The sequence below is a fragment of the Caulobacter sp. SRI_014 genome (assembly GCF_057586315.1).
In genome coordinates this window covers 199,485-224,962 of sequence record NZ_JBYCZQ010000005.1, presented here as the reverse complement: position 1 = coordinate 224,962, position 25,478 = coordinate 199,485, and the positions used below count along the sequence as shown (strand labels likewise).

At 68.3% G+C, this 25,478-nt stretch carries 30 protein-coding genes; 22 read left to right on the top strand and 8 right to left on the bottom strand.

Translation table 11 applies throughout. The features are described from left to right. The first annotated feature begins 35 nt into the window (after positions 1 to 35). From AC2YG9_RS13780 to AC2YG9_RS13755, 6 genes are all read left to right on the top strand, one after another. Positions 36 to 638, top strand: coding sequence for a flagellar basal body-associated FliL family protein (locus tag AC2YG9_RS13780; RefSeq protein WP_487298542.1), 603 nt, complete (start codon positions 36 to 38; stop codon positions 636 to 638). Positions 639 to 665: 27 nt separating this feature from the next. Then, entirely contained in the window at positions 666 to 1,778 is a 1,113-nt protein-coding gene (fliM, locus tag AC2YG9_RS13775) for a flagellar motor switch protein FliM (protein WP_487298541.1), read from the top strand. Then, positions 1,775 to 2,257 (top strand): DUF6468 domain-containing protein, encoded by a 483-nt coding sequence (locus AC2YG9_RS13770; RefSeq protein ID WP_487298540.1) that lies wholly within the window; start codon positions 1,775 to 1,777, stop codon positions 2,255 to 2,257. The genes fliM and AC2YG9_RS13770 overlap by 4 nt, the downstream gene beginning before the upstream one ends. After that, on the top strand, positions 2,254 to 3,111 hold the full coding sequence (locus AC2YG9_RS13765; RefSeq protein ID WP_487298539.1) for a MotE family protein: 858 nt from the start codon (positions 2,254 to 2,256) through the stop codon (positions 3,109 to 3,111). The genes AC2YG9_RS13770 and AC2YG9_RS13765 overlap by 4 nt, the downstream gene beginning before the upstream one ends. Before the next feature lies 1 nt (position 3,112). Continuing rightward, complete coding sequence (locus AC2YG9_RS13760) at positions 3,113 to 6,100, top strand: tetratricopeptide repeat protein (protein WP_487298538.1); 2,988 nt, start codon at positions 3,113 to 3,115, stop codon at positions 6,098 to 6,100. A gap of 108 nt (positions 6,101 to 6,208) precedes the next feature. Next, complete coding sequence (locus tag AC2YG9_RS13755; protein WP_487298537.1) at positions 6,209 to 7,738, top strand: acetyl-CoA acetyltransferase; 1,530 nt, start codon at positions 6,209 to 6,211, stop codon at positions 7,736 to 7,738. A gap of 299 nt (positions 7,739 to 8,037) precedes the next feature. Here the strand turns inward: AC2YG9_RS13755 and fliP are convergent, their stop codons facing one another. Continuing rightward, positions 8,038 to 8,835: a flagellar type III secretion system pore protein FliP gene (fliP, locus tag AC2YG9_RS13750; protein WP_487298536.1), complete on the bottom strand. Its 798-nt coding sequence runs from the start codon at positions 8,833 to 8,835 to the stop codon at positions 8,038 to 8,040. Then, the gene (locus AC2YG9_RS13745) at positions 8,835 to 9,149 is read right to left on the bottom strand and encodes a flagellar biosynthetic protein FliO (RefSeq protein ID WP_487298535.1); all 315 of its coding nucleotides are present in this window, start codon (positions 9,147 to 9,149) and stop codon (positions 8,835 to 8,837) included. Before AC2YG9_RS13745 ends, fliP begins: the two co-directional genes overlap by 1 nt. A gap of 82 nt (positions 9,150 to 9,231) precedes the next feature. On the opposite strand from AC2YG9_RS13745, the gene AC2YG9_RS13740 reads away from it, so the two are divergent. The 4 genes from AC2YG9_RS13740 (at position 9,232) to AC2YG9_RS13725 (ending at position 11,097) form a co-directional block, all read left to right on the top strand. Next, the gene (locus tag AC2YG9_RS13740; protein WP_487298603.1) at positions 9,232 to 9,684 is read left to right on the top strand and encodes a flagellar basal body protein; all 453 of its coding nucleotides are present in this window, start codon (positions 9,232 to 9,234) and stop codon (positions 9,682 to 9,684) included. An 11-nt stretch (positions 9,685 to 9,695) separates the two neighbouring features. Beyond that, on the top strand, positions 9,696 to 10,115 hold the full coding sequence (flgC, locus tag AC2YG9_RS13735; protein WP_487298534.1) for a flagellar basal body rod protein FlgC: 420 nt from the start codon (positions 9,696 to 9,698) through the stop codon (positions 10,113 to 10,115). 11 nt (positions 10,116 to 10,126) lie between these two features. Further along, positions 10,127 to 10,432: a flagellar hook-basal body complex protein FliE gene (gene fliE / locus AC2YG9_RS13730; protein ID WP_487298533.1), complete on the top strand. Its 306-nt coding sequence runs from the start codon at positions 10,127 to 10,129 to the stop codon at positions 10,430 to 10,432. Positions 10,433 to 10,566: 134 nt separating this feature from the next. Further along, positions 10,567 to 11,097 (top strand): hypothetical protein, encoded by a 531-nt coding sequence (locus AC2YG9_RS13725; RefSeq protein ID WP_487298532.1) that lies wholly within the window; start codon positions 10,567 to 10,569, stop codon positions 11,095 to 11,097. 57 nt (positions 11,098 to 11,154) lie between these two features. Here the strand turns inward: AC2YG9_RS13725 and xth are convergent, their stop codons facing one another. Further along, positions 11,155 to 11,949, bottom strand: coding sequence for an exodeoxyribonuclease III (xth, locus tag AC2YG9_RS13720; protein WP_487298531.1), 795 nt, complete (start codon positions 11,947 to 11,949; stop codon positions 11,155 to 11,157). 36 nt (positions 11,950 to 11,985) lie between these two features. On the opposite strand from xth, the gene AC2YG9_RS13715 reads away from it, so the two are divergent. After that, entirely contained in the window at positions 11,986 to 12,324 is a 339-nt protein-coding gene (locus AC2YG9_RS13715) for a hypothetical protein (RefSeq protein WP_487298530.1), read from the top strand. On the opposite strand, the gene AC2YG9_RS13710 is transcribed toward AC2YG9_RS13715, so the two are convergent. The 5 genes from AC2YG9_RS13710 to erpA all read right to left on the bottom strand — a co-directional run bounded on the left by AC2YG9_RS13710 (position 12,318) and on the right by erpA (position 15,007). Continuing rightward, positions 12,318 to 13,319, bottom strand: coding sequence for an alpha/beta hydrolase (locus AC2YG9_RS13710; protein ID WP_487298529.1), 1,002 nt, complete (start codon positions 13,317 to 13,319; stop codon positions 12,318 to 12,320). The genes AC2YG9_RS13715 and AC2YG9_RS13710 overlap by 7 nt on opposite strands. Positions 13,320 to 13,329: 10 nt before the next feature. Continuing rightward, on the bottom strand, positions 13,330 to 14,004 hold the full coding sequence (locus AC2YG9_RS13705) for an SdpI family protein (protein ID WP_487298528.1): 675 nt from the start codon (positions 14,002 to 14,004) through the stop codon (positions 13,330 to 13,332). Then, positions 14,001 to 14,297, bottom strand: a complete 297-nt coding sequence (locus AC2YG9_RS13700; RefSeq protein WP_487298527.1) for a metalloregulator ArsR/SmtB family transcription factor — start codon at positions 14,295 to 14,297, stop codon at positions 14,001 to 14,003. The genes AC2YG9_RS13705 and AC2YG9_RS13700 overlap by 4 nt, the downstream gene beginning before the upstream one ends. Before the next feature lie 74 nt (positions 14,298 to 14,371). Next, a complete protein-coding gene (locus AC2YG9_RS13695) occupies positions 14,372 to 14,656 on the bottom strand; it encodes a hypothetical protein (RefSeq protein ID WP_487298526.1) in 285 nt (94 codons plus the stop codon). An 18-nt stretch (positions 14,657 to 14,674) separates the two neighbouring features. Next, complete coding sequence (gene erpA / locus AC2YG9_RS13690) at positions 14,675 to 15,007, bottom strand: iron-sulfur cluster insertion protein ErpA (RefSeq protein WP_487298525.1); 333 nt, start codon at positions 15,005 to 15,007, stop codon at positions 14,675 to 14,677. A 78-nt stretch (positions 15,008 to 15,085) separates the two neighbouring features. On the opposite strand from erpA, the gene AC2YG9_RS13685 reads away from it, so the two are divergent. The 11 genes from AC2YG9_RS13685 (at position 15,086) to der (ending at position 25,436) form a co-directional block, all read left to right on the top strand. Next, the gene (locus tag AC2YG9_RS13685; protein WP_487298524.1) at positions 15,086 to 16,267 is read left to right on the top strand and encodes a deoxyguanosinetriphosphate triphosphohydrolase; all 1,182 of its coding nucleotides are present in this window, start codon (positions 15,086 to 15,088) and stop codon (positions 16,265 to 16,267) included. Between the two features lie 104 nt (positions 16,268 to 16,371). Then, on the top strand, positions 16,372 to 17,136 hold the full coding sequence (ftsN, locus tag AC2YG9_RS13680; protein ID WP_487298523.1) for a cell division protein FtsN: 765 nt from the start codon (positions 16,372 to 16,374) through the stop codon (positions 17,134 to 17,136). After that, positions 17,133 to 18,155: a beta-N-acetylhexosaminidase gene (nagZ, locus tag AC2YG9_RS13675; protein WP_487298522.1), complete on the top strand. Its 1,023-nt coding sequence runs from the start codon at positions 17,133 to 17,135 to the stop codon at positions 18,153 to 18,155. Before ftsN ends, nagZ begins: the two co-directional genes overlap by 4 nt. Beyond that, positions 18,152 to 18,967, top strand: a complete 816-nt coding sequence (locus tag AC2YG9_RS13670; RefSeq protein ID WP_487298521.1) for a segregation and condensation protein A — start codon at positions 18,152 to 18,154, stop codon at positions 18,965 to 18,967. Before nagZ ends, AC2YG9_RS13670 begins: the two co-directional genes overlap by 4 nt. After that, a complete protein-coding gene (gene scpB / locus AC2YG9_RS13665) occupies positions 18,964 to 19,620 on the top strand; it encodes an SMC-Scp complex subunit ScpB (RefSeq protein WP_487298520.1) in 657 nt (218 codons plus the stop codon). Before AC2YG9_RS13670 ends, scpB begins: the two co-directional genes overlap by 4 nt. 131 nt (positions 19,621 to 19,751) lie before the next feature. Beyond that, positions 19,752 to 19,970 carry a twin-arginine translocase TatA/TatE family subunit gene (tatA, locus tag AC2YG9_RS13660; protein WP_487298519.1) on the top strand — a complete coding sequence of 73 codons (219 nt, stop codon included), beginning with the start codon at positions 19,752 to 19,754 and terminating at the stop codon, positions 19,968 to 19,970. 52 nt (positions 19,971 to 20,022) lie between these two features. Further along, a complete protein-coding gene (gene tatB / locus AC2YG9_RS13655) occupies positions 20,023 to 20,565 on the top strand; it encodes a Sec-independent protein translocase protein TatB (protein ID WP_487298518.1) in 543 nt (180 codons plus the stop codon). Next, the gene (gene tatC, locus AC2YG9_RS13650; protein ID WP_487298602.1) at positions 20,565 to 21,452 is read left to right on the top strand and encodes a twin-arginine translocase subunit TatC; all 888 of its coding nucleotides are present in this window, start codon (positions 20,565 to 20,567) and stop codon (positions 21,450 to 21,452) included. The genes tatB and tatC overlap by 1 nt, the downstream gene beginning before the upstream one ends. A 73-nt stretch (positions 21,453 to 21,525) precedes the next feature. Next, the gene (locus AC2YG9_RS13645) at positions 21,526 to 22,284 is read left to right on the top strand and encodes a tetratricopeptide repeat protein (RefSeq protein WP_487298517.1); all 759 of its coding nucleotides are present in this window, start codon (positions 21,526 to 21,528) and stop codon (positions 22,282 to 22,284) included. 122 nt (positions 22,285 to 22,406) lie between these two features. Then, positions 22,407 to 23,765 (top strand): PQQ-like beta-propeller repeat protein, encoded by a 1,359-nt coding sequence (locus AC2YG9_RS13640; protein WP_487298516.1) that lies wholly within the window; start codon positions 22,407 to 22,409, stop codon positions 23,763 to 23,765. 123 nt (positions 23,766 to 23,888) lie between these two features. After that, the gene (der, locus tag AC2YG9_RS13635; RefSeq protein ID WP_487298515.1) at positions 23,889 to 25,436 is read left to right on the top strand and encodes a ribosome biogenesis GTPase Der; all 1,548 of its coding nucleotides are present in this window, start codon (positions 23,889 to 23,891) and stop codon (positions 25,434 to 25,436) included. The last annotated feature ends 42 nt before the right edge of the window (positions 25,437 to 25,478 follow it).

The window sequence follows — 25,478 nt, the reverse complement described above, 5'->3', positions numbered from 1 at the left end:
ACTCACGCGCGGTGCAAATGTGAGCTCGAGACACGGTGTCCAAGGACAAGGCCAAGGAAGCTGAGGCGCCCCCGGAGGGCGTTGAAGGCGAGGACGGCGAGGCGCCGGCCAGGAAAAAGCCGAAGCTGATGGTGCTGGTCATCGCCGGCGTCGCGGCGCTCGCGGTGCTGGGCGGCGGCGGGGCCGGCGCCTGGTTCATGTTCCTCAAGCCCAAGCCGGCCGGCGAGCATGCCGAGAAGGCCGAGAAGAAGCCCAAGAAGGACAAGGGCGGCCACAGCGGCAAGGACGGCAAGGCCGAGCCCGGCTCCCCGGTCGTCAAGGAAGGCCCCGACGGCGTGGTCTTCTACACCCTGCCCGACATCGTCGTGAACATGCAGACGGCCGACGGCCGCCCGACCTTCCTCAAGCTCAAGCTGACCCTCGAACTGCCCAACGAGGAGATGGCCGACGAACTGACTCCCGACATGCCGCGCATGAACGACATGTTCCAGACCTTCCTGCGCGAGATGCGCCCCGAGGATCTCTCGGGCAGCCAGGGCAGCTACCAGCTGCGCATGGAGATCCTGCGCCGGGTCAACCTGCTGGTCGCCCCGCAAAAGGTGAACGCCGTCCTGATCGAGGAGATGCTGATCAACTAGGCCGCAAGGCTGAGTTGCGCGTACCCCATGGCTGACGAAACCGAAGATCAGGACGCCCTGGCCCAGTGGGCCGCGACCAACGGCGATGGCGCCGCTGGCGCGGCGACCCCTGACTGGGACGTCGAGCAGAACGAGACCGACGGGCTGATCGGCTCGGAGCGGATCCTCAACCAGGACGAAATCGACAGCCTGCTGGGCTTCGACCTCTCCGACGACGAGAGCAGCGAGCGGACCGGCATCCGGGCCATCATCAACTCGGCCCTGGTCTCCTACGAACGCCTGCCGATGCTGGAGATCGTCTTCGACCGCCTGGTGCGGTTGATGACCACCTCCCTGCGCAACTTCACCAGCGACAACGTCGAGGTCAGCCTCGACAACATCTCGTCCATCCGCTTCGGCGACTACCTCAACTCCATCCCGCTGCCGGCCATCCTGTCGGTGTTCCGGGCCGAGGAACTGGACAACTACGGCCTGCTGACGGTCGACTCCAACCTCATCTACTCGATCGTCGACGTGCTGCTCGGCGGGCGCCGCGGCACCGCCGCCATGCGCATTGAGGGCCGCCCCTACACTACCATCGAGCGGGTGCTGGTCCAGCGCATGGTCGAGGTCGTCCTCGCCGACGCCAAGGCCGCCTTCGAGCCCCTGACCCCGGTCAACTTCGTCCTCGACCGCCTCGAAACCAATCCGCGCTTCGCCGCCATCGCCCGTCCCGCCAATGCGGCGATCCTGGTCAAGCTGCGCATCGACATGGAAGACCGCGGCGGCCGTATCGAGCTCCTGCTGCCCTACGCCACCCTCGAACCCATCCGGAAGATGCTGCTGCAGCAGTTCATGGGTGAGAAGTTCGGCCGCGACAACATCTGGGAAAGCCACCTGGCCACCGAGCTGTGGACCACCCAGATGGAGGTCCGCGCCGTCCTCGACGAGCAGCAGACGCCGCTCAGCAAGGTCCTGAACCTCAAGGTCGGCGACACCCTCATGCTCAACGCCACGGCCGACAGCCTGGTCGAGCTTAGGGCCGGCCAGATCCCGCTGACCCGTGGCCGCATGGGCCGCCGCAACCACCACATCGCCATTCGCTGCGAGGCGCCGCTCGACCCGGCCGCCAAACAGGCGGTCCAGAAGAGGCTGAGATGAGCATCGTCGCGCTTTCCATGAACATCCTGCTCGGCGTCCTGCTGGTCGGCGCCCTGATCATGGGCTGGCGCCTGGAGCGCCGTCTCAAGACCCTGCGCAGCGGCCACGACGACTTCGCCAGGGCCGTGGCCGACCTCGACAACGCCGCCCTGCGCGCGCAAGGCGCCCTCGTCGCCCTGCGCCACGCCAGCCAGGAGGCCGAAGAGGGCCTGGCCGGCCGCATCGCCGAGGCTCACGAGCTGACTGCCGTCCTGGAACGCGCCGTCACCGAGCGTCCCCGCCGCTCTGGCGTTGTCGCCGAGCCGGCCCGCGACGACGACTGGCTCGACCGCCCGCTGCCGCCGGTCCGCGAGCGCCTCGCCCCGGCCCGCTTCGAGCCCCAGACCACCGCCCGTTCCCGGGCCCGTATCGACGACGACCTGTTCGAGCCCGAGCAAACCTCGGGCCGCCTGCGCGCCATTCCCGGAGGCCGCCTGTGAGCCGCATTCCCCGCATTCTCCCGCTCGCCGGGGTCGCCATCGCCGGCGTCCTGGCTGTCAACTTCATGGCCGGGGCCGACACCCTGCCCAAGATGCTGAGCGGCGCCAAAGCCTGGGCCGAAGGCGCCCCGGCCAAGGCCCCCGAAGGCCAGAGCGACATCGCCAGGATCGCCGCCGCCAAGCCGGCCGTCTGCGCCCCCACGGCCGCTGAACTGGCCAAGGAAGCCGGCCTGTCGCCGTCGGAGCTGCGCATGCTGCAGGACCTCGGTGTCCGCCGCGAACAGCTCGACTCCCGCGAGGAAGGCTTCGACACCCAGCTGCAGCTGATGGTCGCCGCCGAGACCAAGCTGGACGCCAAGTTCAAGTCGCTGGACGCCCTGAGGGCCGACATCAAGGCCCTGCTCGGCCAGGCCGACGCCCAGCAGGAGCAGGAGGTCAACCGCCTGGTCGCCGTCTTCACCGCCATGAAGGCCAAGGACGCCGCCGCCCAGTTCCGCGTCCTCGACGACAGTGTCCGCCTGCCCATCGCCTCGAAGATGAAGGAACGCACCCTGGCCGCCATCCTGGCCCAGATGCCTCCGACCGAGGCCAAGCAAGTCACCGAACAGCTGGCCAAGCGCTTCACCCAGAACGCCGCCGTCCTGGCCGGCAAGCAGGCCCTGGCCCCGGCCCCCGAGCCCACCAAGCTGGCCGAGGCCCCGTCCGAGCCCAAGGCCGCCCCCGCCAAGGTTCCCGCCAAGGCCCCCGTGAAGCCGCGTCCGAAGGCCAAACCCCCGGCCCAGGCCGCGGTGGTCCCGCCGAAGGCCGCGCCGGCTCCCGCCGCCGACGCCAAGCCGCCCGAGAAGGCCGGCTAGGATGGATCTTCGCCGGACTCTTCGTTCCGGCGTCGCGGCCGCCTGCATCGCGGGCGTCGCCGCACCCTCGACCTATGCGATTCCGGCCTACGCCGCCCGGCCGGCGCTCGACGTGCGGGTCGCCCAGGCCCCGGACTTCAGCCGGATTGAATTCCATTGGGCCGGCGGCGCCCGGGTGACCTCGCGCCGCGAAGGCGACAGGCTGATCCTGCGGTTCAGCCGCGACGCCAGGCCCGACATCGCCCTGCTCAAGGCCACCCCGCCCAGGTGGGTGAAGGCCGCCGAGGCCCGCCATGTCGGCGGCGCCCTCGAGATCGTCCTGACGCTGGAGGCCAACGCCGACGCCAGGGTCGGTCAGGCCGACGGCGCCACCTTCGTCAACATCGCCGAGAAGAAGGCCGCTCCCGAACCGCCGGCCGCGCCACCGCCGGTCGAGGTGGTCAAGACCGACGCGCCGCCCCGGCCCAATCCGGTTCCGGCCGGCGGGGTCGTGCCGGTGTCGATCGAGTCCCCGCCGACCTTCACCCGCATGCGCTTCGACTGGGCCAACCCGGTCGGCGCCGCCGTCTTCCGGCGCGGTGAAGCGGTCTGGGTGGTGTTCGACGCTCCGGCCAGGCTGGGCGCCGGCAAGGTTCCGGTCTCCGGCGAACGCTACAGGAAGCTGCAGACCCTGGGCGGCAAGGACTACGCCGCCATGCGCCTGGTGGTGGCCCGGAATGTGCCGGTCACCGTGACCGGCGAAGGCGCCAGCTGGATCCTGACCCTCGGCCCGGCCGCCCCGGTCGGCCGCGACAGCGGCGGCGGCGGCACGGTCACCGTGGCGCGGGACGCCGAGCATCCGGGCCTGACCGCGACCATGGCCGGGGCAGGGCGCCCCGTCTGGGTCGATGATCCGGCCGTCGGCGACCGGCTGGCGGTGGTGCCCGCCCTGGCGCCGGCCAAGGGCCTGGCCACACGGCGCGACTTCGTCGACCTCTCCATGCTGCCGACCCTGCACGGCCTGGCCATGGAGGCCTACGCCCCCGGCCTGTCGATGGCCGTCGAAGGCGACCTGATCCACATCGGCAAGGACGCCGGCCTGGCGTTGTCGCCAAGCTGGGCCCAGGGCGCCGGGACCGAGGTCGCCGCCAGCACGCTCAGCGCCCCGACCCGCGCCTCCATGCCGGCCCTGATCGGCGACGACTGGGCCAAAACCGGCAGCGACCATGGCTTCATGGACCGCTACGACCAGCTGCTGGCCGCCGCCGCCGCCGAGACCGAAAAGGGCGCCGACGCCCCGACCGAGGCGCGCATGGCCCTCGCCCGCTTCCTGGTCGGCACAGAGCTCTCCTACGAGGCCATCGGCGTGCTCAACGCCGCCGGCCGCTCGCGCGAGACCCTGATGGGCGAGGCCGAATTCCGGGGCCTGCGCGGCGTGGCCCGGGCCATGGCCGGGCGCCTGAAGGAGGCCGACAGCGACCTGTCGGTGGCCATCCTGGCCGACGATCCGTCCAGCTCCGCCTGGCGCGGCTACATCTCGTCGAAGCAGGGCCAATGGGCCGACGCCCGGGCCAAGTTCGCCCAGGCCGCCCAGGCCATGGCCCTGTTCCCGCCGCTGTGGCGGGCCCGCTTCGAACGCGCCGACGCCGAGGCCGCCATCGGCCTCGGCGACTTCGCCTCCGCCCAGCAGTGCCTGGACCGCGCCAACATCGCCGGCCTGCCGCAGGCCGAGGAACTGGCCAACCAGCTGACCCAGGCCCGCCTGCTGGAAGCCCGGGGCGACAAGGACAAGGCCCTGGCCGTCTATGAGCTGATCGCCCAGGCGCCGCTGGAGCAGTACGCGGCGCCGGCCCTGCTGCGGGCCACACAGATCAAGCTGGACCAGGGCAAGATCAACGCCGCCCAGGCGGTGCAGATTTTCGATGGCCTGCGCTACCGCTGGCGCGGCGACGCGACCGAGCTGGAGACCATTCGCCTGCTTGGCCAGCTCTACATCAGCCAGGGCCGTTACCGCGAAGGCCTGGAGGCGTTGCGCTCGGCGGGCACACGCTGGCCGGACCTGCCTCAGGCGGTGGACCTGCAGAACGACCTATCGGCCACCTTCAAGGCGTTGTTCCTCGACGGCCTAGCCGACGGGCTGGAGCCGATCCAGTCGCTGGGTCTCTACAAGGACTTCAAGGACCTCACCCCGATCGGGGCCGAGGGCGACATGATGGTGCGCAGGATGGCGCGCCGCCTGGTCGATGTGGACCTGCTCGATCAGGCCGCCGAGCTGATGAAGTGGCAGGTCGAAAACCGCCTCGACGGGGTGCCGAAGGCGACGGTGGCCACCGACCTGGCTCTGATCTACCTGATGAACCGTCAGCCGGAGCAGGCGCTGCTGGCGATCAACGCCAGCCGCACCACCGTGCTGCCCACCGCGCTGAACACCGAGCGCCGAATGATCACCGCGCGCGCCCTGATGGGGCTCGGCCGCCTCGACGCGGCCCTCGAGGTCATCGAGAACGACACCGGTCCCGAAGCCACCGACGTCCGGGCCGAGATCGCCTGGAAGGCCCGCAGCTGGGCCCTGTCCGGCTCGATGTTCGAGAAACAGCTGGGCGACCGCTGGAAGAACCCGCTGACCTTGAAGCCCGAGGAAGAGGGCAAGCTGATGCGGGCCGGCGTCTCCTACAGCCTGGCCGGCGACGAAGAGTCCCTGACCCGGATGCGGGGCCGCTACCAGCCCCTGTTCGACGGCGCCCGCAACCCCGACGCCCTGAAGGTGGCCTTCGCCTCCCTCGACGGCGAACGCCTGACCACCGCCGACTTTGGCCGCTCGGTGGCCGAGACCGAAGCCTTCAACGGCTGGGTCGGCCGCATGAAGCAGAAGTTCCGCGAAAAGCCGGCCCCCGTCATGACCGGCAAGCCCTCGGCCAAACTGGCCGCGGCGCCAGCCGCCCCCGCCCCCGCGCCCAAGCCCGCGCCCGCGAAAGCCCCGGCCCCCAAAGCCGCCGCCGGCGGCCGCTAGCCTCCTCCCATCCCCAACTTCCGATCATCCCGGCATTCGCCGGGAAGAGCGGAATATTGGAATGGGAAGCAGTTGCCTCCCCCTACGGGAACAGCGCCAAATACCGCCATGACTCACGACCTCACCCCCATCGTCATCGGCGTCGGCGAAGCCTCCGAGCGGATCGACGCCGCCGACTATCAGGCCCTCTCGCCCGTGGCCCTGGCCGCCAGGGCCAGCCAGGCCGCTGTCGATGACGCCGGCGGCCGGAACGTCGCCGCCCACATCGACCTGATCGCCGCCATCCGCCAGTTCGAGGTCTCGACCCCCCGCGACACGCCCCCGTTCGGGGCCTCCAACAACTTCCCCCGTTCGGTCGCAAGGCGCATCGGCGCCGACCCGGCCCGCGCCGTCCTCGAAATCACCGGCGGCCAGGGACCCCAGCACCTGGTCAACGAAATGGCCCACGCCATCGCCGCCGGCGAGGTGAAAATGGCCCTCCTGACCGGCTCGGAGGCCATCTCGACCGTCCGCCACCTGAAGACCGCCGGCGAAACCCGCGACTGGGCCGAGACCGTAGAGGGCCAGCTCGAGGACCGCGGATACGGCCTCGAAAACCTGCTGACGCCGGAGATCGCCAACCACGGCGGCCGAACCCCGATCCAGCTCTACGCCCTGTTCGAGAACGCCCGCCGCGGCCGCCTGGGCCTGGGCCGCCAGGCTTACGGCCAGGCCATGGGCGAGCTCTTCGCCCCCTTCACCAGGGTCGCCGCCGGCAACCCCCACGCCATGTCGCGCGAAGTCCATGACGCCGCATCTCTGGCCACCGTCACCGCCTCCAACCGCCTGACCAGCGATCCCTTCCCCCGCCGCATGGTGGCCCGGGACCAGGCCAACCAGGGCGCCGCCGTCCTGCTGACCTCCGTCGGCCTGGCCCGCGAATTGGGCGTCCCCGAGGACCGCTGGATCTACCTCTATGGCGGCGCCGATGTGAAGGAACGCACCGTCGCCGAACGCCAGGACCTGTCCCGCAGCCCCGCCGCCGTCGACGCCGTCGAGGCGGCCCTCGCAACGGCGGGCGTGTCGATGGCCGACTTCACCCACCTCGACCTCTACAGCTGCTTCCCCATCGCCGTGTTCAACATCGCCGACGCCTTCGGCCTGAAGGCCGACGACCCGCGCGGCCTGACCGTCACCGGCGGCCTGCCCTTCTTCGGCGGGGCCGGGAACAACTACTCGATGCACGCCATCGCCGAGATCGTGCGCCGCCTGCGCAAGACCGGCGGCCTCGGCCTGATCGGCGCCAACGGCGGCTTCCTCTCCAAGTACTCCGTTGGCGTCTACGGCACGGCGGCCCGCCCCTTCAAGCCCTTCGACAGCAAGCCGCTGCAGGCCGCCATCGACGCCTGGCCGACCCCCGTCATCACCACGGCGGCCGGGGAGGGCAGGGTGGGGACCTACACCATCGACTACAGCGGCCCCGAGCCGCGCGGCATGGTCATCGGCCAGGTGGCGTCGGGCGATCGCTTCATCGCCATGTCCGACGCCGGCAGTCCGCTGGTCCAGCGCATGATCGACGAGGAGCCGTTGGGCGCCACGGTCGCCTTCGCGCCGGACGACAAGGGCCGGCTGGTGCTGACCAGCTTCACCCCGGCATAACCATCCCCGTCATCCCGGCTCTCCGCTTCGCTACGGCCGGGATGACGACAGAGTTTTACCCGGTGAAAATTATTGGGCGCGTCCTGGCCGCGCCCGATCGACACCGTCTGTGTAGGCGCCGCCTCGCACAAACGGGTCAACATTTCCCGCGCCGGCGCCTACGCCATACCAACGCCGGCGCCTACATTCGCAGAGCTGACGCCACCAAAATATCGCATAAATTCAGCAGTCTATCGCGCCGCGCGCTCTATCCCCGCCGGCGCCGCGGTATAATGGTCCTGCCGCTTCGATAGGCGGCCCTATCCCGGCGTAAAACTCTCGACCAGGCTGCCCGCCACCAGCCGCCATCCGTCGACCAGCACGAAGAAGATCAGCTTGAAGGGCAAACTGATCACCACCGGCGGCAGCATCATCATCCCCATGCTCATCAGCACGCTGGCGACGACCAGGTCGATGACCAGGAAGGGCACGAACAGCAGGAAGCCGATTTCGAAGGCCCGCTTCAGCTCGCTGATCATGAAGGCCGGGGTGACAACCCGCAGCGGGGTTTCCTGGATGTTGGCCGGGCGCTGGATCTTCGAAAGGCGGATGAACAGGCCCAGATCATCGCGGTCGACCTGGCTGAGCATGAAGGTCTTCACCGGCGCGGCAGCGGCGTCGAAGGCCTGGGGCAGTTCGACCTGCTGGTCGAGCAGGGGACGGATGCCCTCGTCGTAGGATTTCTGGAAGGTCGGGGCCATGACGATGGCCGTCAGGAACAGGGCCAGACTGACCAGCACCGCGTTGGGCGGGCTCTGCTGCAGACCAAGGGCGGTGCGCAGCAGGCCGAGGACGACCACGATGCGCACGAAGCTGGTGGTCATGATGACGATGGACGGGGCCAGCGACAGGACGGTCAGCAGGCCGACCAGCTGGACGACACGCTCTGTCAGGCCGGCGCCGGTGCCGAGGTCGATGTTCACCGCCTGGGCCGCCGCCACGCCGGGCAGGCCGACTGCGACGCCGAGCAGCAGGGCCAGGCAGATGTTGTGCTTGAGGCCCCAGGATCCTTTGTCGGCGGGCCGGCGGTGGACCGGGGGCTTGGGGAGCCTGGCCATCAGGTCGTCTCCACGGTCTGGGTCTTGGTCGCGGTTTGGCGCGGCGCGGGGCGCGGCTTGACGGTTTCAAGCAGGCTGCCCTCGCCAAGCAGGATCAGGCGTTCCTGGTCGTCCAGACGGACCAGCACCAGGCGGCGGGTCGGGTCGATGACCAGGGTCTCGACCAGCTTCAGCCGGCGTTCCTTGCTTTCGCCGCCCTGAAAGCGGGCGAGGAGGTCGGGCGCGAAGCGGCGCAGGCCCACGGCGGTCAGGCCGATGAGGCCCAGCGTCACGGCCAGGGCGAAGATGGCCTGCAGGAGTTGGACGATGTCCATGAAGCGCGCGCGGGGACTCTAAAGGGAACATCCCCCTGATGAGCCCCAAAACTTAAGGCCGGATTAACCCTGTTTGTTCACCATGATTTCCATGAACCTGACGGACATCCCGCTGTTCGCGATGCTGAAGAACCGGATGGGCTACCTGTCCGACCGGCAGAACGTCATCGCCGAGAACATCGCCAACGCCAACACGCCCGGCTTCGTGGCGAGGGACGTCAAGCCGTTCAGCTTCGACGCCCACATGAAGGGCATGGGCGGGGCGGGGGCAGGCGGCCAGATGAGCGTCGCCGCGCCGGTGATGACCCGGGCCAACCACATGGCCGGCGTGCCGATCCGGTCGACCAACGACCAGAAGTACGCCAAGGCCCAGAAGACGGGCGATTCCGAGACCACCCTCAACGGCAATGCCGTGGTGCTCGAGGACCAGATGCTGAAGCTGACCGAGACGCGGATGGAGTACGACGCGGCCATCGGTTTCTACCAGAAATCCATGGGCCTGCTGCGCATGGCCGCCCGCCGACCGGGCTCTTGAGGACCGCATAGATGGCTGACATCCCGACGACCTCGAATTCGACGATGCGGATCGCCGCCTCGGGCCTGCGCGCCCAGCAGGCGCGGATGCGGGTCATCGCCGAGAACCTGGCCAACGCCAACTCGACCGGCCGGACCCCGGACGCCGACCCCTACCGGCGGCAGATCGCGGTGTTCAAGCCCGAGATGGTCGACGGCGGCCAGGGCGTGCGCCTGGCCAGGGTCGAGCAGGACCAGAAGGACTTCAAGACAGTCTACGACCCCAGCCATCCGGCCGCCAACAAGCAGGGCTATGTGAAGATGCCCAACGTCGACTCCCTGATCGAGGCGCTGGACCTGCGCGAGGCGCAACGCGCCTATGAGGCCAACCTGAACGTCATCGAGACCGCGCGCTCCATGGAGATGCGCACCCTCGAACTGCTCAAGAAATAGGGCCCTGAGGCATGATCACCGCGCTCGCCGCCGCCAAGGCCTACGCCGCCACCCAGCAGACCGGGGGCATCCCCGGGACCGACGCCGGGGCCATCCAGGGCGCCAGCTTCGGTGACCTGCTCAAGAACGTCATGGGCGATGCGGTGCAGAGCTCCAAGGCGGCCGAAAGCGCCATGGCCGGCCATGTGCAGGGCAAGGGCCAGCTGATCGATGTGGTCACCGCCATCAGCTCGGCCGAGGCCAGCCTGGAAACGGTGATGGCCGTGCGCGACCAGGTGATCAGCGCCTACCAGGAAATCATGCGGATGCCGATCTGACCCTGGCGGGCGGTGTTGCAAATATGAACCGAAGATAACGGCAGGCTCAGATCACGGTCAGGTCCGGGCAACTAAAACCCTCCTCAAGCTGTTCATCCCGCCTCGGGTGGACCAGACCTGAAGGAGTTAAGACCATGATGAAGAAGATTCTGCTGACCGTCGCCGCGACCGCCGCGATCGCCGCCGCCATGCCCGCCGCCGCCCAGTCCTATCAACGCGGTGACCGCGATGACCGTGGTGGCTTTGACCAGAACCGCGACTACAACCGTGATGGTCGGGTGAACAGCGCTGACCGCGAGTTCTACTACAGCCAGGTTCGCGACGATCGCGGCGACCGTTACGACCGCGATGGCCGTGGCGAGCGCTACAACCCGGGCGAATTCGGCAACCGCCGCTGGAACGACGGCTCGCGCCGTGAATGGGTCCAGGCTCGCCGGATCGACGAGCGTCAGGCCCAGCTGGCCCAGCGCATCGACTCCGCCGCCCGTCGTCGGGCCCTGACCCCCGGTGAAGCCCGTAACTTCTTCTTCAAGCTGCAGAACATCGAGCAGATGGAGCGGGGCTACAAGCGCCACAACCGCGACCTCAGCCGCGCTGAAGTCCGGAACCTGAACTACCGGCTGGACCTGCTGCAACGCGAGATCAGCTACAAGATCCGCACCTGATAGCGGTTCGATAGAACGAGAGAGGGGCGGCCCCAACGGGCCGCCCCTTTTTCGTGTCTAGATCGCCAGGGTGGCCACCACCGGCACATGGTCCGACGGCTTTTCCCAGTCGCGGACATCCTTGTGGATATCTAACGCTCGTAGCCGGTCGGCGGCCTGCGGGCTCAAGAGATGATGGTCGATGCGGATGCCGTGGTTACGCTGCCAGGCTCCGGCCTGGTAGTCCCAGAAGGTGTAGCCGCCGTCGCGGCCATCCACCTGCATATAGGCGTCGGTGAAGCCGAGGTTCTTCAGCGCCCGGAAGGCGCCGCGGCTTTCCGGCTGGAACAGGGCGTCGCCCAGCCAGCCCTCCGGCTTGTCGGCGTCGCCGGGCTCCGGGATGACATTGTAGTCGCCGCAGATCACCAGCGGCTCCTCCAGCGCCAGCAGCTTCTGCGCATGAATGTGCAGCGCCTTCATCCAGCGCAGCTTGTAGTCGAACTTCTCGGTCCCGACCGGATTGCCGTTGGGCAGGTAAATCCCGACCACCCGCACCGGCGTCGGACCCGAGACCACCGCCTCGATGTAGCGGGCATGGTCATCCGCTTCGCCGGTCAGGCCGATGATCTCCGGCAGTCCCTTGCGGACGTCCTCGAACGGCGTCTTCGAGAGCATGGCCACGCCGTTGTAGGTCTTCTGGCCGTGGACCTCGACATTATAGCCGAGGCGCTCGAACTCCTCCCTCGGGAACTTCTCGTCGATGCACTTGATCTCCTGCAGGCAGGCGACGTCCGGCTGCGCGGTTTCGAACCACTTCAATACAGTTGGCAGGCGAGCGTTGATCGAGTTCACGTTCCAGGTGGCGATACGCATTGACGGCTCCGGTTGGGGCCTGAAAGGCTAGGGCTCATGACCGAGGGGCTCAAGGCTCGAGATCGCCGGGAGAAAAAACAGCGGGCGTTTCTGCTCGGGGTGCTGACTCTCGGCTGGCTGGCGACCCTGCCGTTCGGCGCGGTCGGGGCCCTGTTCTCGCCCCTGGTCTTCGATCACCGCCCCAACCTGCTCAATCCGATGGCCTGGCTGGCCTTCCTGCTGATGATCGGCTTCTGGATCGTCAGCATCGTCGCCCCCTTCGTCGCCTGGGTGACCTGGAAGCGCGACCAGGAACGCTACGCCTGGATCGCCATCGCCGCGCCAGCGGTCTGGCTGCTGGCCATGGCCATCGCGGTGCAGTTCGTTCCTCAGTGAGCCTTGATGAAGGCCGCGATGGCAGGGGCCAGGGCGGGATCGATCGGCAGGTCGGGCTTGGCGTAGGTCGCCAGATTGGCGGCCCGCTCGGCTGGCGCCGTTTTCAGCACGTGGTTCATGCCCTCGATCAGCACCAGCTCGGCTGAGGGCTGCGCCGCCTTGAGCGCCTTTGCGTCCTCGAGGGTCACCTGAACGTCGGTTGATCCCTGCAGGATCAGGACCGGCCCCTTGTAGGCGGCGGCCAGGGCCGCCGGGTCCTTGGCCATCAGCTGGATGACGTAGTCTTGCACGACCGGGTGGAACAAGGACGCGAACCCCGCCGGCAGTTTGGAAATGTCGGCCTTGCGGCCCGCCTCCAGCTCCGAAATGATCCGGAAGGCTTCATCCAGGTAGGGCGCGTTGCCCGGATTGGCCCGCAGTTGCTCACGCAGGATCACGCCGAACGGCCGACCCGGACCGGCGATCAGGATCACGCCGCAGATATCCTTGCTGTCCTGGGCCGCGATCAGGGCGACCAGCGCCCCCTCGCTGTGACCCGCCAGCCAGGCGCAGCGGGCCTTCATCAAGGTCTTCCCCTCGCTCGCCCAACGGCGGGCGTCGGCTGCAAGGGCGTCAATGTTGACGGTGTTGGGATCGGCGGCGGCGTCGGCGCTGGAGAACATTCCGCGCTTGTCCGGACGCAGGGAGGCGATGCCCTGTTCGGCCAGCCGGTCCGAAAGTTGCCGGTAGGCATTGGTCTTGATGCCGTAGCGGTTGTTGCCGTCGCGGTCCGTCGGCCCTGAGCCCGGCAGGATGATCATCACCGGACCCCGTTCAGGGCCCTCCTTGGACCAGACCACTTCGGCCCGGAGCGCTCCGGGATTGCCCGGAATGTCGACCTCCAGCCCGCTGGTCCAGGTCATGCCGGGCGGCAGACTGGCCGGGGCGGGAATCGTCTGGGCGGCGCAGGGCAGGGCGACAGCCGCCGCCAGGGCGACCAGGATCAGGCGTTTCATGAAGGGGTCCTCAGACGGCGCGGCGGTCCGGGTCGGTGCGCCAGATGCGGTAGCTCTCAAAAACCACATAGACCGCGATCAGCAGCACGGCGGTCGTTACGCTGGCCATTGCGACCTGAGGCGGCAGCATGACTGTGATCGGAAAGCCGAGCAGGCCGCCCCAGAAGAACAGCCGTCCGGCCAGTCGGTTGGAGCGGTCCCAGGCCAGACGGCTGGTCAGGCTCCAGGGCGTGCGAACCCCGATCAGGGCGTTGGGCGGAACCTTGCCGAGCAGGGCGCCGGCGACGGTCAGGATCAGGCAGAGGAAGGCCCCGCCGAGCTGGCCGGCCTGATCGATCGAGAACACGGGGGTGGCCAGGAGGAAGGGCAGCAGGGCCACTGCGCCGGTGACGGCCAGGGTGATGCCCATGCCCAGGGTCAGGCCGCGCCGGCGGGCAGTGTCCGGATTGTCGCGGCGCAGGCCGAACGCCATGAAGGCGGCGCAGGCGGCGGTGATGCTGGCGATGACCAGGATGGCGGATGCCGCTTCGCTGCGGTCTCCCCAGCGGTCGACATTGCCGGCCAGGTCGAAGTGCATCGGCACGGGGCCGGAGGTTCCGAACTTTGCGGTGTAGGCGGCCAGGGCCAACTGAGCCAGGACGACGATGCCGGCGGCGGTTTCCATGCGGGTCAGTTTGAAGGTCATTGCGGCGCTCCCTTGGGGGTGGCGGCCGGCGCTTCGCCGGTCTTCATGAGGTCCATGAGGAAACCAACGGCCTCCTCGACAGCGGAAATGTTCAGCCGGTAGATGATCGAGGCCCCGTCGCGCTCGGACTCGACGAGTCCGGCCTCGCGCAGCGAGGTCAGGTGGCCGGTGATGGTCGGCCAGGCCATGTCGAAGGCCCCGGCGATGTCGCCGGACGACTTGGGCCCGGCGCGCAGCATCTCGATGATCTGGCGACGGGCCGGGTGCGACAGGGCTTTGAACAAGGTGTTCATAGGGAGGAAGCTAATTAGGAAATTTGCTAATTGCAAGAGAAATTAGGAGGCTGCCTAAATGAGCGCGGTGGAGCCTAGCGAGTGGTGATCCAGCCTACGGCGATCATGGTAAGGGCGCCGACCGCAATCGCTGCGGCAATCACCGCCTGCTTTCGATTGCCAGCGTGCAGGGCCAACACGAATGGAACCACAAAAAAGATCAGGAAGCCGACGGCCGGCACCGTGAAGAACAGCACCCAGAGGGCTGCGTCGCCGAACCATTGCGACAACACCGTCGCGACGATCAGCGCCGGAACGCTGAAGCCAAGCCAAACCTGCCAGTGCGTGAGCCGGCCAAGGAACTGGAGAAAGCGATCCACGAGGCCCCCCGGCCCTTCCTACAGCGAGAAACTCACGCCGCAGCCGCAGCTCGACTTGGCGTTCGGATTGCGCACCCGGAACTCGGCGCCGGCCAGTTCGTCGACGAAGTCGATCTCCGAGCCTTTCAGCAGGCCCAGCGAAATGTCATCGACCAGAGCCACGGCCCCGTCGCGCTCGATCTGCAGATCGTCCGCCTCGACGGCGTCGACGAGGTCGAAACGGTACTGGAAACCCGAGCAGCCGCCGCCGTCGACGGCCACGCGCAGCATCAGCGGCCGACCTTCGGCCGCGCCGATGGCGCGGATGCGGGCGGCGGCGGAGGAACTGAGGGTGACGGGCGTGGCGGTCATGCTGTGGAAAACTCTCGTATGCCCCTATATGTGCAACCCCGCGCCCGCTGGAAAGGGGCGCACGCTCGAAGGTCACAGATGACGTCCAGCTACACCGTCTTCCGCTCGCCCTATTCGGAAGTCCCCAAGGCGTCGCGCGGGCGGCTGTTTCCGGAGGCCGAGAGCCGCACCCGCAACCCCTTCGCCCGGGACCGCGACCGCATCATCCATTCGACCGCCTTTCGCCGGCTGAAGGAAAAGACCCAGGTCTTCGTCGCCCACGAAGGCGACCACTACCGCACCCGCCTGACCCATTCGCTGGAGGTGGCCCAGATCGCCCGGTCGCTGGCCGGGGCCCTGGGCCTCGACGCCGATCTGGCCGAAACCATCGCCCTGGCCCACGATCTGGGCCATCCGCCCTTCGGCCACGCCGGCGAGGACGCCCTGGACGACAGCATGAAGCCCTGGGGCGGCTTCGATCACAATGTGCAGACCTTCCGGGTGGTGACCGAGCTCGAGCACCGCTACCCGGACTTCCACGGCATCAACCTCACCTGGGAGACCCTCGAAGGGGTCATCAAGCACAATGGCCCGGTGACCGACAAACTGACCCGCCCCAGCTGGGCGGCGGTCACCCGTTTCAACGAGAAGATGGACCTGGAACTGGGCGGCTGGGCCTCGGCCGAAGCCCAGGTCGCGGCCCTGGCCGACGACATCGCCTACAACAACCACGACGTCGACGACGGCCTGCAGGCCGAGCTGTTCCGTCTGGAGGAACTGCTGGAGGTGCCGCTGATCGGTCCGATCCTGCAGGGGGTGCGCAGCGAGCGGCCCGACCTCGACGACCGCATCACCCGGCTGGAAGCCGTGCGCCGGATGATCGGGGCCATGGTCGACGATGTGATGGGTGAGACGCTGAAGCGCGCCGCCGTCACCGGCGTGGCCAGCCCGGCTGACGTGCGCGGCCTCGACCAGGCCCTGGTCGCCTTCTCGCCGGACATGCTGGAAGACCTGGCCCGCCTGCGCGAATTCCTCTTCGAGCGCATGTATCGCCACTGGAAGGTCAACCGCACGCGCAGCCAGGCGCGCCGCATTCTGGCCGAGATGTTTTCGTTGTTCATGGCCGAACCCGAGGTGCTGCCCACCGAGTGGTTCGTGAAGTCGCAGAACCGCGACGAAGCCGGGCGGGCGCGGGTGGTGTGCGACTACATCGCCGGCATGACCGACCGATACGCCATCGAAGAGCATCGTCGGCTGTTCCAGCTGGAAACCTGGACCTGAGTGGTTCGGTCGCTGGTCACGCAGGCGGTGTGATTCGATAGACTGGCGAGACGATCGGAGCGATTCGCTCCACCCTCGCCCATGCTCATTCGAGCGGAGCCCTGATGTCCGACTACAACCGTGGCGCCTACACCCCGCCCAGCCATGACGCCCCGCTGGCCTTCGACGCCCGCCGGCCTGTGCGCGGCGGCTCGCCGGCGCCCGTCACCCTGATCATCAGCGCCATCGTCCTGGTCGTGCTGGTCGCCGGGGCCTGGTTCATCTATCGCGACGGTTTCCGGGGCGCGGGCGACGCGCCCAAGACGGTCGGCACGGTGGCCGAAGCCAAAACGCCTCCGAAGGAAGCCGATCAACCGACCGACCCGGCCGACAAGCTGGTCATCTACAATGGCGAGGAAGGCGACGCCCCGCCGGCCTATGCGCCTGAGCCCGAACAGCCTTTGCCGCGTCCCGATGTTCCGACCGTGGCCAAGGCCCCGGTCGCGCCTGTCACCGCCGGCCCGGGGCTGAAGCCCGCCGTGCCGGCCACGACCCCGAAGACCCCGCCCACCCCGCCGCCGGCCAAGGTCGCCACCGCGCCGGTCGCCCCGAATCCGGTTTCCAAGGCGCCGGCTCCCAAGGCCACGGGCGGAACCTTCCTGGTGCAGATCGGCGCCCTGTCCTCGCCGGCCCTGGCCGACAAGGCCTGGAATGACGCCGCCGCCCTGTCGCCCGGCGCCGCCGCCGGCAAGGGCAAGAAGGTCGAGACCGTCGATAGCGGCGGCAAGACCCTCTACCGCACCTCGGTCACCGGCTTTACCGACCGGGCTTCGGCCCAGGCCTTCTGCGACAAGCTGAAAGCGGCCGGGAAGAGCTGCTTCGTTCGGTGACCGACAGCGCCGTCATCTTCGGCTGCGCCGGAACGACCCTGTCGCCGGCCGAGGTCGCCTTCTTCCGGGAGACGCGGCCGTGGGGCTTCGTGCTGTTCAAGCGCAATATCGAGAGCCCGGCCCAGGTCCGCGCCCTGACCGCCGCGCTGCGTGAGACCGTCGGCTGGCATGCGCCGATCCTGATCGATCAGGAAGGCGGCCGGGTGCAGCGGCTGGGTCCGCCCCATTGGCCCAAATACCCGCCGGGCCAGGCCTACGGGACCCTGACGACCAACGACCCCCTGGTGAAGCGCGAGGTGACGCGGCTGGGCGCCCGCCTGATCGCCCATGACCTCCTGGATCTGGGCATCAACGTCGACTGCGTGCCGGTGCTCGACGTGCCCCAGCGCGGCGCCCACGACATCATCGGCGACCGCGCCTATGGCGACACGGTCGCCGAGGTCGCCAGCCTCGGCCGCGCCGCCGCCGAGGGCCTGATCGCCGGCGGCGTGCTGCCGGTCATCAAGCACATCCCCGGGCACGGCCGGGCCATGGCCGACAGCCATCACGACCTGCCGGTGGTCGACGCGTCCGTCGCCGACCTGAGCGAGATCGATTTCGCCCCCTTCCGCGTGCTCTCCGACATGCCCATGGCGATGAGCGCCCACGTCGTCTTTACCGCCCTGGACGGCAAGCGGCCGGCAACCCAGTCGAAGACCGTCATCCGCGACATCATCCGGGGCGACATTGGCTTCGGCGGCCTGTTGATGACCGACGACCTCTCCATGAAGGCGCTCAAGGGCGACTTCACCCAGCGCACCCGCGCGGCGCTGGCCGCCGGCTGCGACGTCATCCTCCACTGCAACGGCGACATGGCCGAGATGGAGCCCATCATGAAGGGCGTCAAACGCCTGTCGGGCCTGCCCAAACGCCGGGCCGAGGCCGCCCTGGCGCGGCTGGCCAAGACCCCCGAGCCCTTTGACGTCAAGGACGCCCGCGCCCGCTTCGACGCCGCCTTCGAAGGGAAGTTCGCGGCATGAGCGACGGCTTCCAGCCCAATCTCGACTTCAAGGCCGCCAATGAGGCGGCCGAAGACGGCGAGGCCTTGATCATCGACCTGGACGGCTATGAAGGTCCGCTGCACGTGCTGCTGGCCCTGGCGCGGAGCCAGAAGGTCGATCTGATGCAGATCTCGATCACCCGGCTGGCCGAACAGTACCTCAGCTTCGTCAAGCGGGCCCGGGCCCTGCGCTTCAGCCTCGCCGCCGACTACCTCGTCATGGCCGCCTGGCTGGCCTACCTGAAGTCCCGCCTGCTGCTGCCGCGCGCCGAAAAGGGCCGGGGCGACGAGCCGCCGGCCGAGGAGGTCGCCGCCAACCTGGCCTTCCGTCTGGCCAAGCTGGACGCCATGCGCAAGGCCTCGGATGCCCTGGGCATCCGCCCGCGCCTGAAGCGCGACGTCTTCACCCGGGGCGATCCCGAGCAGGTGATGGTGGTCGGCTCGGGCCGCTTCGAGGGCGACCTCTATCAGCTCATGAGCGCCTATATTCAGCAGCGCCGCCGCGAGCATTACCGCACCTACCGCCCCGAGGCGCCTGTCGCCTACGGCCTGGAAGACGCCCGCGGCCGACTGCGCGAACTGCTGCCGGAGCTGGGCAAGTGGACCGCCCTGCAGGGCATCGCCCCGATGCCGCATGACGAGTTCGGTCCCAGCCGCGCCAGCTACCTGGCCTCCACCCTGTCGGCCAGCCTCGAGCTGGTGAAGGAAGGGGCGCTGGAGGCGCGGCAGCTGGAGGCCTTCACCGATCTCTATCTCAAGGTCCGCAAGGGCCGGCCGGAGGCGGCGCTGTGAGTGACCATGTCCAGCGCTGCGTCGAAGCCCTGCTGTTCGCCGCCGCCGAGCCGCTGAGCGAGGCCGACCTGGCCCGCCGCCTGCCGGAAGGCTCCGACCCGGCCGCCGCCATCCGCGCCCTGCGCGAACAGTATGAGGGCAGGGGGGTCGAACTGGTCGAGGTGGCGGGACGCTGGCGGTTGCAGACGGCCGCCGATCTGGCCTTCCTGATGACCGAGGAGCGGGAGGAGCCCCGGCGCCTGTCCAAGGCCGCCCAGGAAACCCTGGCCATCATCGCCTACCACCAGCCTGTCACCCGGGCGGAGATCGAGGCCGTGCGTGGCGTCCAGGCCAGCCGGGGCACGCTAGACGTGCTGCTGGAGTTGGGCCTGGTGCGGATGCGCGGACGCCGCCGCACGCCGGGTCGGCCGGTGACCTACGGCACCACCGACCTGTTCCTTGAGCACTACGGCCTGGCCTCGCTGGCCGACCTGCCGGGGATGACGGACATGAAGGCGCTGGGGCTGCTGGACATGAACCTGCCCCCCGGCTTCTCGGTCCCCGACCCCAGCCTGGCGGGCGAGGCGCTGGAGGACGAGGAACAGCTGGACCTCGACGTCGATTCGCCGGAGTTCGTTCAGGACTATGTCGGCGAGGGCGAAGAGCCCGCCTGACCCGCGCCAAATCGCCCTTACGGCGCTTTCATTTGGCGGGTGGCCATTGAACCGCCTATATACCGTGCCAACGATTATGGATCACAGACCGGCCGCCCCAGGGGCCCGCCGGATCAGTCGGGAGACGAGTTATGGGTTTTGGCGCTTGGTGGCACTGGGTCATTGTTATTGGCGTCGTTGCGCTGCTGTTCGGCGGCAAGGGCAAGCTGTCCGGCCTGATGGGCGACGCGGCCAAGGGCATCAAGGCCTTCCAGGAAGGCCTCAAGGGCGAGAGCAAGGTCGAGGACCAGCCCGCCGCGACTCCTCTGCCGCGCACCGAGACGAAGACCGAAGACAAGATCGTCTCCTGACGAGCCGCCCTGGGCTCTAGACGCCCGCTGACCAACGCCTTAAGGCGCGCCCATGCTTTCGCCTGATATCGGCGTCTCCGAAATGTTAGTCGTGGCCGCCGTGGCCCTGATCGTCGTGGGACCCAAAGACCTGCCGCTGCTGATGCGTCGCGTCGGGCAGTTCATCGCCAAGCTTCGCGGCATGGCGTCGGAGTTCCGCGCCAGCTTCGAGGACATGGCCCGCCAGTCCGAACTGGAAGAGCTCCGCAAGGAGGTCGAGGCCATGCGGTCGGGCCAGTTCACCTCGCCCCTGCATGACCCCAGCGTCGACCAGGTCTTCGCCGACATCGAGTCGGGCCTGAAGAGCGGCAACGTCAGCCTGTCGCCGGCCATGACCATCGACAACGCCGTCGAGGCGGCCGAGCCTGCCAGCGAACCCGCGCCCAAGCCGGCCCGCAAGCCGCGCGCCAAGCCGGCGGCCAAGGTTGAGGCTCCGGCTCCGGCCAAGGCCCCGGCGAAACGCAAAGCCGCGCCGAAGAAGGCGGAGACCCCCGCGATCGTCGATCCGCCCAAGCGCAAGCCCAGGGCGCCGCGTAAGAGCGAGATCGTTTCGTGATCAACGACGAAGCTGAAATCGAAGCCTCGCGGGCCCCCTTGCTGGATCATCTGGTCGAGCTTCGCGGCAGGCTGATCATCTGCGTCCTGGCCCTGGCCGTCGGGTTCCTCGGCTGCTTCTTTGTCGCCGACAAGATTTTCATGTTCCTGGTCGAGCCCTTCTCGGCGGCCCAGAACCTGCTGACCGCCCAGAAGGCGGCCGGTGGCAAGCACGGCTATTTCGACCTGATCCTGGTGCTGATCGGCCAGAAGCATGTGGCCGTGGCGCCCGGCGCCGAGCAGCTGAAGCTGATCTACACGGCGGCGCTGGAATTCTTCTTCACCAAGCTGAAGGTCGCCGGCTTCGGGGCGTTGATCGTCACCTTCCCGGTGATCGCCTGGCAGCTGTACCGCTTCATCGCGCCGGGCCTGTACAAGCGCGAGCGCTATACGGTGCTGCCCTTCCTGGTCGCCTCTCCGGTGCTTTTCACGGTCGGCGCGGCGCTGGTCTATTACGTCATGCTGCCCTTCGTGCTGTGGTTCTCGCTGAGCCAGCAGATCACCTCGCCCGGCATCTCCGTCGAACTGACCCCCAAGGTCGATGAGTATCTGTCGTTGGTCACCGCCCTGGTGCTGGCCTTCGGCCTCTGCTTCCAGCTGCCTGTGGTGCTGACCCTGGCCGGGCTGGCCGGGCTTGTTTCCAGCAACGCCCTGCGCGTCGCCCGCCGCTACGCCATCGTCGGCGTGTTCGTGGTCGCGGCCATCGTCACCCCGCCCGATCCGGTGAGCCAGCTGATGCTCGCCATCCCGATCTGCCTGCTCTACGAGGTTTCGATCTGGTGCGTCTGGCTCATCGAGCGCCGGCGCAAGAAGGAAGACGAGAGCACCGACCTGGCTGTGATCAACTAGGCGCGTTGCCTGTCCTGTGGCGAGCCTATAGGTTCCGCCTCCACCAATTCCCTCCCATCGGAGTCTTTCGTTCGTGGTCGATGTTTTTGAAGAGGTCGAGGAGCAGCTCCGCACCGAGCGTTATCTCGCCCTGGCCAAGAAGGCCGCGCCGTGGGTCGGCGCCCTGGTCGCGACGGTGGTCGTTGTTGTTGGCGGTGGCTGGGGCTGGGTCGCCTGGCAGGACTCGCAGGCCGCCAAGGCTTCGGTGGCGCTGACCAAGGCCGGCGAGGCCCTGGCGCAGCGCGACGAGGCCGGCGCCTTCGCCAAGTTCGGCGAAGTCTCCAAATCGGGAACCGGCGCCTACAAGACGCTGGCCCTGCTGAACCAGGCCGGCATGCGCCAGGAAGCCGGCGCCACCGACGAGGCTGTGAAGCTGTTCGACCAGGCCGCCAAGGGCGCCCCGAACGCCATGCTCAAGGACTTCGCATCGCTGCGTGCCGTCTACGCCCTGCTCGACACGGCCCCGACCGCCGACGTTGAAAAGCGCATCGCCGCCCTCAGCGGCGACAAGCGGCCCTTCCGCCTGCAGGCCAAGGAGGCGCTGGCCTTCCTGCGTCTGCGCGACGGCAAGTTCAAGGAAGCCCGCAGCGAGTTTGTCGTTCTGCAACAAAACTTCGACTCCTCCGACGGCATGCGCGAGCGGGCCAAGGCGGCGGTGGCGATGATCGACAGCGGCGCCGCCAAGACCATGGCCGACGCGGCCAAGCTGGCCGCCACCCTGCCGCCGCCGTCCCAGATGCAGCTGCCGCCTGGCCTGCAACTGCCGCCGGAAGCCGGTGGAGCGCCGCAATAATGGACGCGAGCGGCGCAGAGGCCTGCCTCAAATCCGCCGTGTCCCTGCTTGATTCCCAAGGCGCGGGGGCGGCGACAGCCAAGCCTGCGCGTTCATCCTTTCTGCCCCGGGTAGGCTCTTCCATGATTGCAAGTCGCGGCTTCCTGACCGCCGTCGTCCTTGGCCTGGCGGTGACCGCCGCGGGCTGCTCGACCGTGTCCGGCACGGTGGACAGGATCAATCCCTTCAAGCCGAAGGAAGTGAAGGACGAAGCCTCCGACGGTCGGCGCATCTCGGTCATCGCCTTCGACGAGAAGGTGGTCGTGGCCGAGGAACTGGCCGGCCAGGACTTCTTCCTGCCGCCCGCGGCCCCGGTTGCCGACTGGCCCAATCCCGGCGGCCCGGCCGATGCCGTGACCGAGAACATCGAAGCGGCTCCGAATTTCGAGGTCGCCTGGCGCCGCAGCTTCGGCAAGGGCTCCAACGCCAAGGTTCACGTCACCGCCCCGCCGGTCATGGCTGACGGCAAGGTCTTCGTCATGGACGCCGAGGCCGACGTGGTCGCCCTCGACGCCAACACCGGGGCCCAGCTGTGGAAGCAGCGCCTGAAGTCGGACAACCGTCGTGACAAGGTCGGCTTCGGCGGCGGCGTCGCCTATTCGAACGGCAAGGTCTACGTCTCGTCGGGCTTCCGCTTCGTCGCCCAGCTGGACGCCAACACCGGCGCGGTCGGCTGGCGCCAGGATGTACAGTCGCCGATCCACGGCGCCCCGACGGTGCACGCCGGCAAGGTGTTCGCCATCAGCACCGACAACGAACTCCTGAGCTTTGACACCGCCACCGGCAACCCGACCTGGAACTTCCAGGCCCTGGTCGAGCCGGCCCGCATCCTGTCCGCCTCCAGCCCGACCGGTGCGGGCGATGTCATCGTCGCCGCCTTCGCCTCGGGCGAGCTGGTCGCCATGCGCGCCGGCAATGGCAACGACCTGTGGAACAACGCCCTGTCGCGCGCCAGCCGCACCAACGCCCTGTCGGAAATCCGCGACGTGGCCGGCCGGCCGGTGGTCTTCAAGGGCGACGTCTTCGCCGCCAGCCATTCGGGCGTCTTCGCCGCTATCGACCTGCGCTCGGGTCAGCCCCGCTGGTCGGTGCCGGTCTCCTCGATCACCACCCCCTGGCCCGCCGGCGACGTGGTCTACATCATCAGCCGCGCCGGCGAGGTGCTCTGCGTCTCGCGTGAGAGCGGCAAGGTGCACTGGATCAAGGACCTCAACGAGGGGATCAAGAAAACCAAGGACCGTAACCTGTTCTTCGGTCCGGTCCTGGCTTCGGACAAGCTGGTCGTTGTCTCCAGCGATGGCCGCGCCTTGGCCCTGAACCCCAAGACCGGCGAGGTCACCAAGACCATCAAGCTCGGCGGCCCGGCCCTGATCACCCCGATCGCGGTCAACGGCACGGTCTATGTCGTCACCGACAAGGCCGAGCTGGTCGCCATCCGCTAGGGTCACGGAAAACTTGTAATTTGGCGGCGGTTCTGCGAAGAGCCGCCGCCTCTTTGCATTTTGAACCAGCCCGTCCGACCACCGGATTGACTTGCTGTCGTTCCGGAAGGCCCACTAACCGCCATGGCCCTGAAACTCGCGATCGTCGGCCGACCCAACGTCGGCAAATCCACGCTGTTCAACCGGCTGGCGGGCAAGAAGCTCGCCATCGTCGATGACCGCCCCGGCGTGACCCGCGACCGCCGCTTCGCCAGCGGCAACATCGGCGACATGAACCTCAGCCTGGTCGACACCGCCGGCTTCGAGGATGTCGACGACGACACCCTGGAAGCGCGCATGCGCCGCCAGACCGAACTGGCCATCGACGAAGCCGATGTCTGCCTGTTCCTGATCGACGCCCGCGAAGGCATCACCCCGCTGGACGAGGTGTTCGCCGAGATCCTGCGCAAGCGCGACAAGCCGGTCCTGCTCGGCGCCAACAAGGCCGAGGGCAAGCAGGGCGACCCGGGCATCGCCGAAGCCTGGACGCTCGGCTTCGGTGAGCCGATCCCGATTTCCGGTGAGCACGGCGAAGGCATGGCCGACCTTTATGCGGCGCTGGTCAACATCGCCCCCGAGCATCAGGACGATGAAGCCGACGACGAGGGCGACAAGCCCGTCCGCCTGGCCATCGTCGGCCGTCCCAACGCCGGCAAGTCGACCCTGGTCAACGCCCTGATCGGCGAGGACCGCATGCTGACCGGCCCCGAGGCCGGCATCACCCGCGACTCCATCTCGGTGGAATGGGAGTGGGAGGGCAAGAAGGTCCGGCTGGTCGACACCGCCGGCCTGCGCAAGAAGGCCAAGATCCAAGAGAAGCTGGAACAGCTGTCGGTGTCCGACAGCATCCGCACCATCGTCTATGCCGAGGTCGTCCTCCTGGTCATGGACGCCACCCACCCCTTTGAGGTGCAGGACCTGCAGCTGGCCGACCTGGTCGAGCGGGAAGGCCGCAGCCTGGTCTTCGTGCTGGCCAAGTGGGACCTGGTCGAGGATCAGGCCCAGACCCTGAAGGACTTCAAGGAACACGCCGAGCGCATGCTGCCCCAGGTGCGCGGCGCCCCGGTCGTGGCCCTGTCGGCGGAGACGGGCTACGGCCTCGACAAGCTGATGCCGGCGGTGATCAAGACCTACACCAACTGGTCGACCAAGGTGAAAACCCGCGACCTCAACGACTGGCTGGCCATGGCCATCCAGCGTCACCCGCCGCCCGCCGTCAACGGCAAGCGGATCAAGCCCAAGTATGTGGCCCAGACCAAGGCTCGCCCGCCGACCTTCGTGATGTTCTCCAGCCGCGCCAGCCAGATGCCCGAGCACTACCGGCGCTATCTGATCAACTCGATCCGCGAGAGCTTCGATCTGCCCGGCGTGCCGATCCGCATCACCATCAAGTCGGGGGCCAACCCCTATGCCGATGCCGATGGCGACAAGCGGCCGATGGGTTCGGGCACCCGGCGCGGCCCGCAACCCAAGCCCAAGAAGCTGGGCGTCAGCGAGAACGCCAAGGAAGCCAAGCAGGCGCGGGTGAAGCGGGCCAACAAGGCCAAGCGCCAGGCCAAGGAAGCGGCCAACACGGGCGCGGCCAAGCCGGTGATCCGCTCGCGGGGCGGCACCCCGAACCGGACGAAGTAATCCTCCCTTGGCGCGCCGTCGGCGCGGCGGGGGAGGGGGACC

What these genes read in the sequence shown, in the direction of transcription:
- AC2YG9_RS13710 (WP_487298529.1), bottom strand. Translation starts at nt 13,319, where the DNA reads ATGAAACGCCTGATCCTGGTCGCCCTGGCGGCGGCTGTCGCCCTGCCC.
- tatB (WP_487298518.1), top strand. Translation starts at nt 20,023, where the DNA reads ATGCTTTCGCCTGATATCGGCGTCTCCGAAATGTTAGTCGTGGCCGCC.
- erpA (WP_487298525.1), bottom strand. Translation starts at nt 15,007, where the DNA reads ATGACCGCCACGCCCGTCACCCTCAGTTCCTCCGCCGCCGCCCGCATC.
- AC2YG9_RS13715 (WP_487298530.1), top strand. Translation starts at nt 11,986, where the DNA reads ATGACCGAGGGGCTCAAGGCTCGAGATCGCCGGGAGAAAAAACAGCGG.
- AC2YG9_RS13685 (WP_487298524.1), top strand. Translation starts at nt 15,086, where the DNA reads ATGACGTCCAGCTACACCGTCTTCCGCTCGCCCTATTCGGAAGTCCCC.
- fliE (WP_487298533.1), top strand. Translation starts at nt 10,127, where the DNA reads ATGATCACCGCGCTCGCCGCCGCCAAGGCCTACGCCGCCACCCAGCAG.
- fliM (WP_487298541.1), top strand. Translation starts at nt 666, where the DNA reads ATGGCTGACGAAACCGAAGATCAGGACGCCCTGGCCCAGTGGGCCGCG.
- AC2YG9_RS13670 (WP_487298521.1), top strand. Translation starts at nt 18,152, where the DNA reads ATGAGCGACGGCTTCCAGCCCAATCTCGACTTCAAGGCCGCCAATGAG.
- flgC (WP_487298534.1), top strand. Translation starts at nt 9,696, where the DNA reads ATGGCTGACATCCCGACGACCTCGAATTCGACGATGCGGATCGCCGCC.
- AC2YG9_RS13640 (WP_487298516.1), top strand. Translation starts at nt 22,407, where the DNA reads ATGATTGCAAGTCGCGGCTTCCTGACCGCCGTCGTCCTTGGCCTGGCG.
- AC2YG9_RS13770 (WP_487298540.1), top strand. Translation starts at nt 1,775, where the DNA reads ATGAGCATCGTCGCGCTTTCCATGAACATCCTGCTCGGCGTCCTGCTG.
- tatA (WP_487298519.1), top strand. Translation starts at nt 19,752, where the DNA reads ATGGGTTTTGGCGCTTGGTGGCACTGGGTCATTGTTATTGGCGTCGTT.
- ftsN (WP_487298523.1), top strand. Translation starts at nt 16,372, where the DNA reads ATGTCCGACTACAACCGTGGCGCCTACACCCCGCCCAGCCATGACGCC.
- der (WP_487298515.1), top strand. Translation starts at nt 23,889, where the DNA reads ATGGCCCTGAAACTCGCGATCGTCGGCCGACCCAACGTCGGCAAATCC.
- AC2YG9_RS13725 (WP_487298532.1), top strand. Translation starts at nt 10,567, where the DNA reads ATGATGAAGAAGATTCTGCTGACCGTCGCCGCGACCGCCGCGATCGCC.
- AC2YG9_RS13760 (WP_487298538.1), top strand. Translation starts at nt 3,113, where the DNA reads ATGGATCTTCGCCGGACTCTTCGTTCCGGCGTCGCGGCCGCCTGCATC.
- AC2YG9_RS13740 (WP_487298603.1), top strand. Translation starts at nt 9,232, where the DNA reads ATGATTTCCATGAACCTGACGGACATCCCGCTGTTCGCGATGCTGAAG.
- AC2YG9_RS13705 (WP_487298528.1), bottom strand. Translation starts at nt 14,004, where the DNA reads ATGACCTTCAAACTGACCCGCATGGAAACCGCCGCCGGCATCGTCGTC.
- AC2YG9_RS13745 (WP_487298535.1), bottom strand. Translation starts at nt 9,149, where the DNA reads ATGGACATCGTCCAACTCCTGCAGGCCATCTTCGCCCTGGCCGTGACG.
- xth (WP_487298531.1), bottom strand. Translation starts at nt 11,949, where the DNA reads ATGCGTATCGCCACCTGGAACGTGAACTCGATCAACGCTCGCCTGCCA.
- AC2YG9_RS13700 (WP_487298527.1), bottom strand. Translation starts at nt 14,297, where the DNA reads ATGAACACCTTGTTCAAAGCCCTGTCGCACCCGGCCCGTCGCCAGATC.
- AC2YG9_RS13755 (WP_487298537.1), top strand. Translation starts at nt 6,209, where the DNA reads ATGACTCACGACCTCACCCCCATCGTCATCGGCGTCGGCGAAGCCTCC.
- fliP (WP_487298536.1), bottom strand. Translation starts at nt 8,835, where the DNA reads ATGGCCAGGCTCCCCAAGCCCCCGGTCCACCGCCGGCCCGCCGACAAA.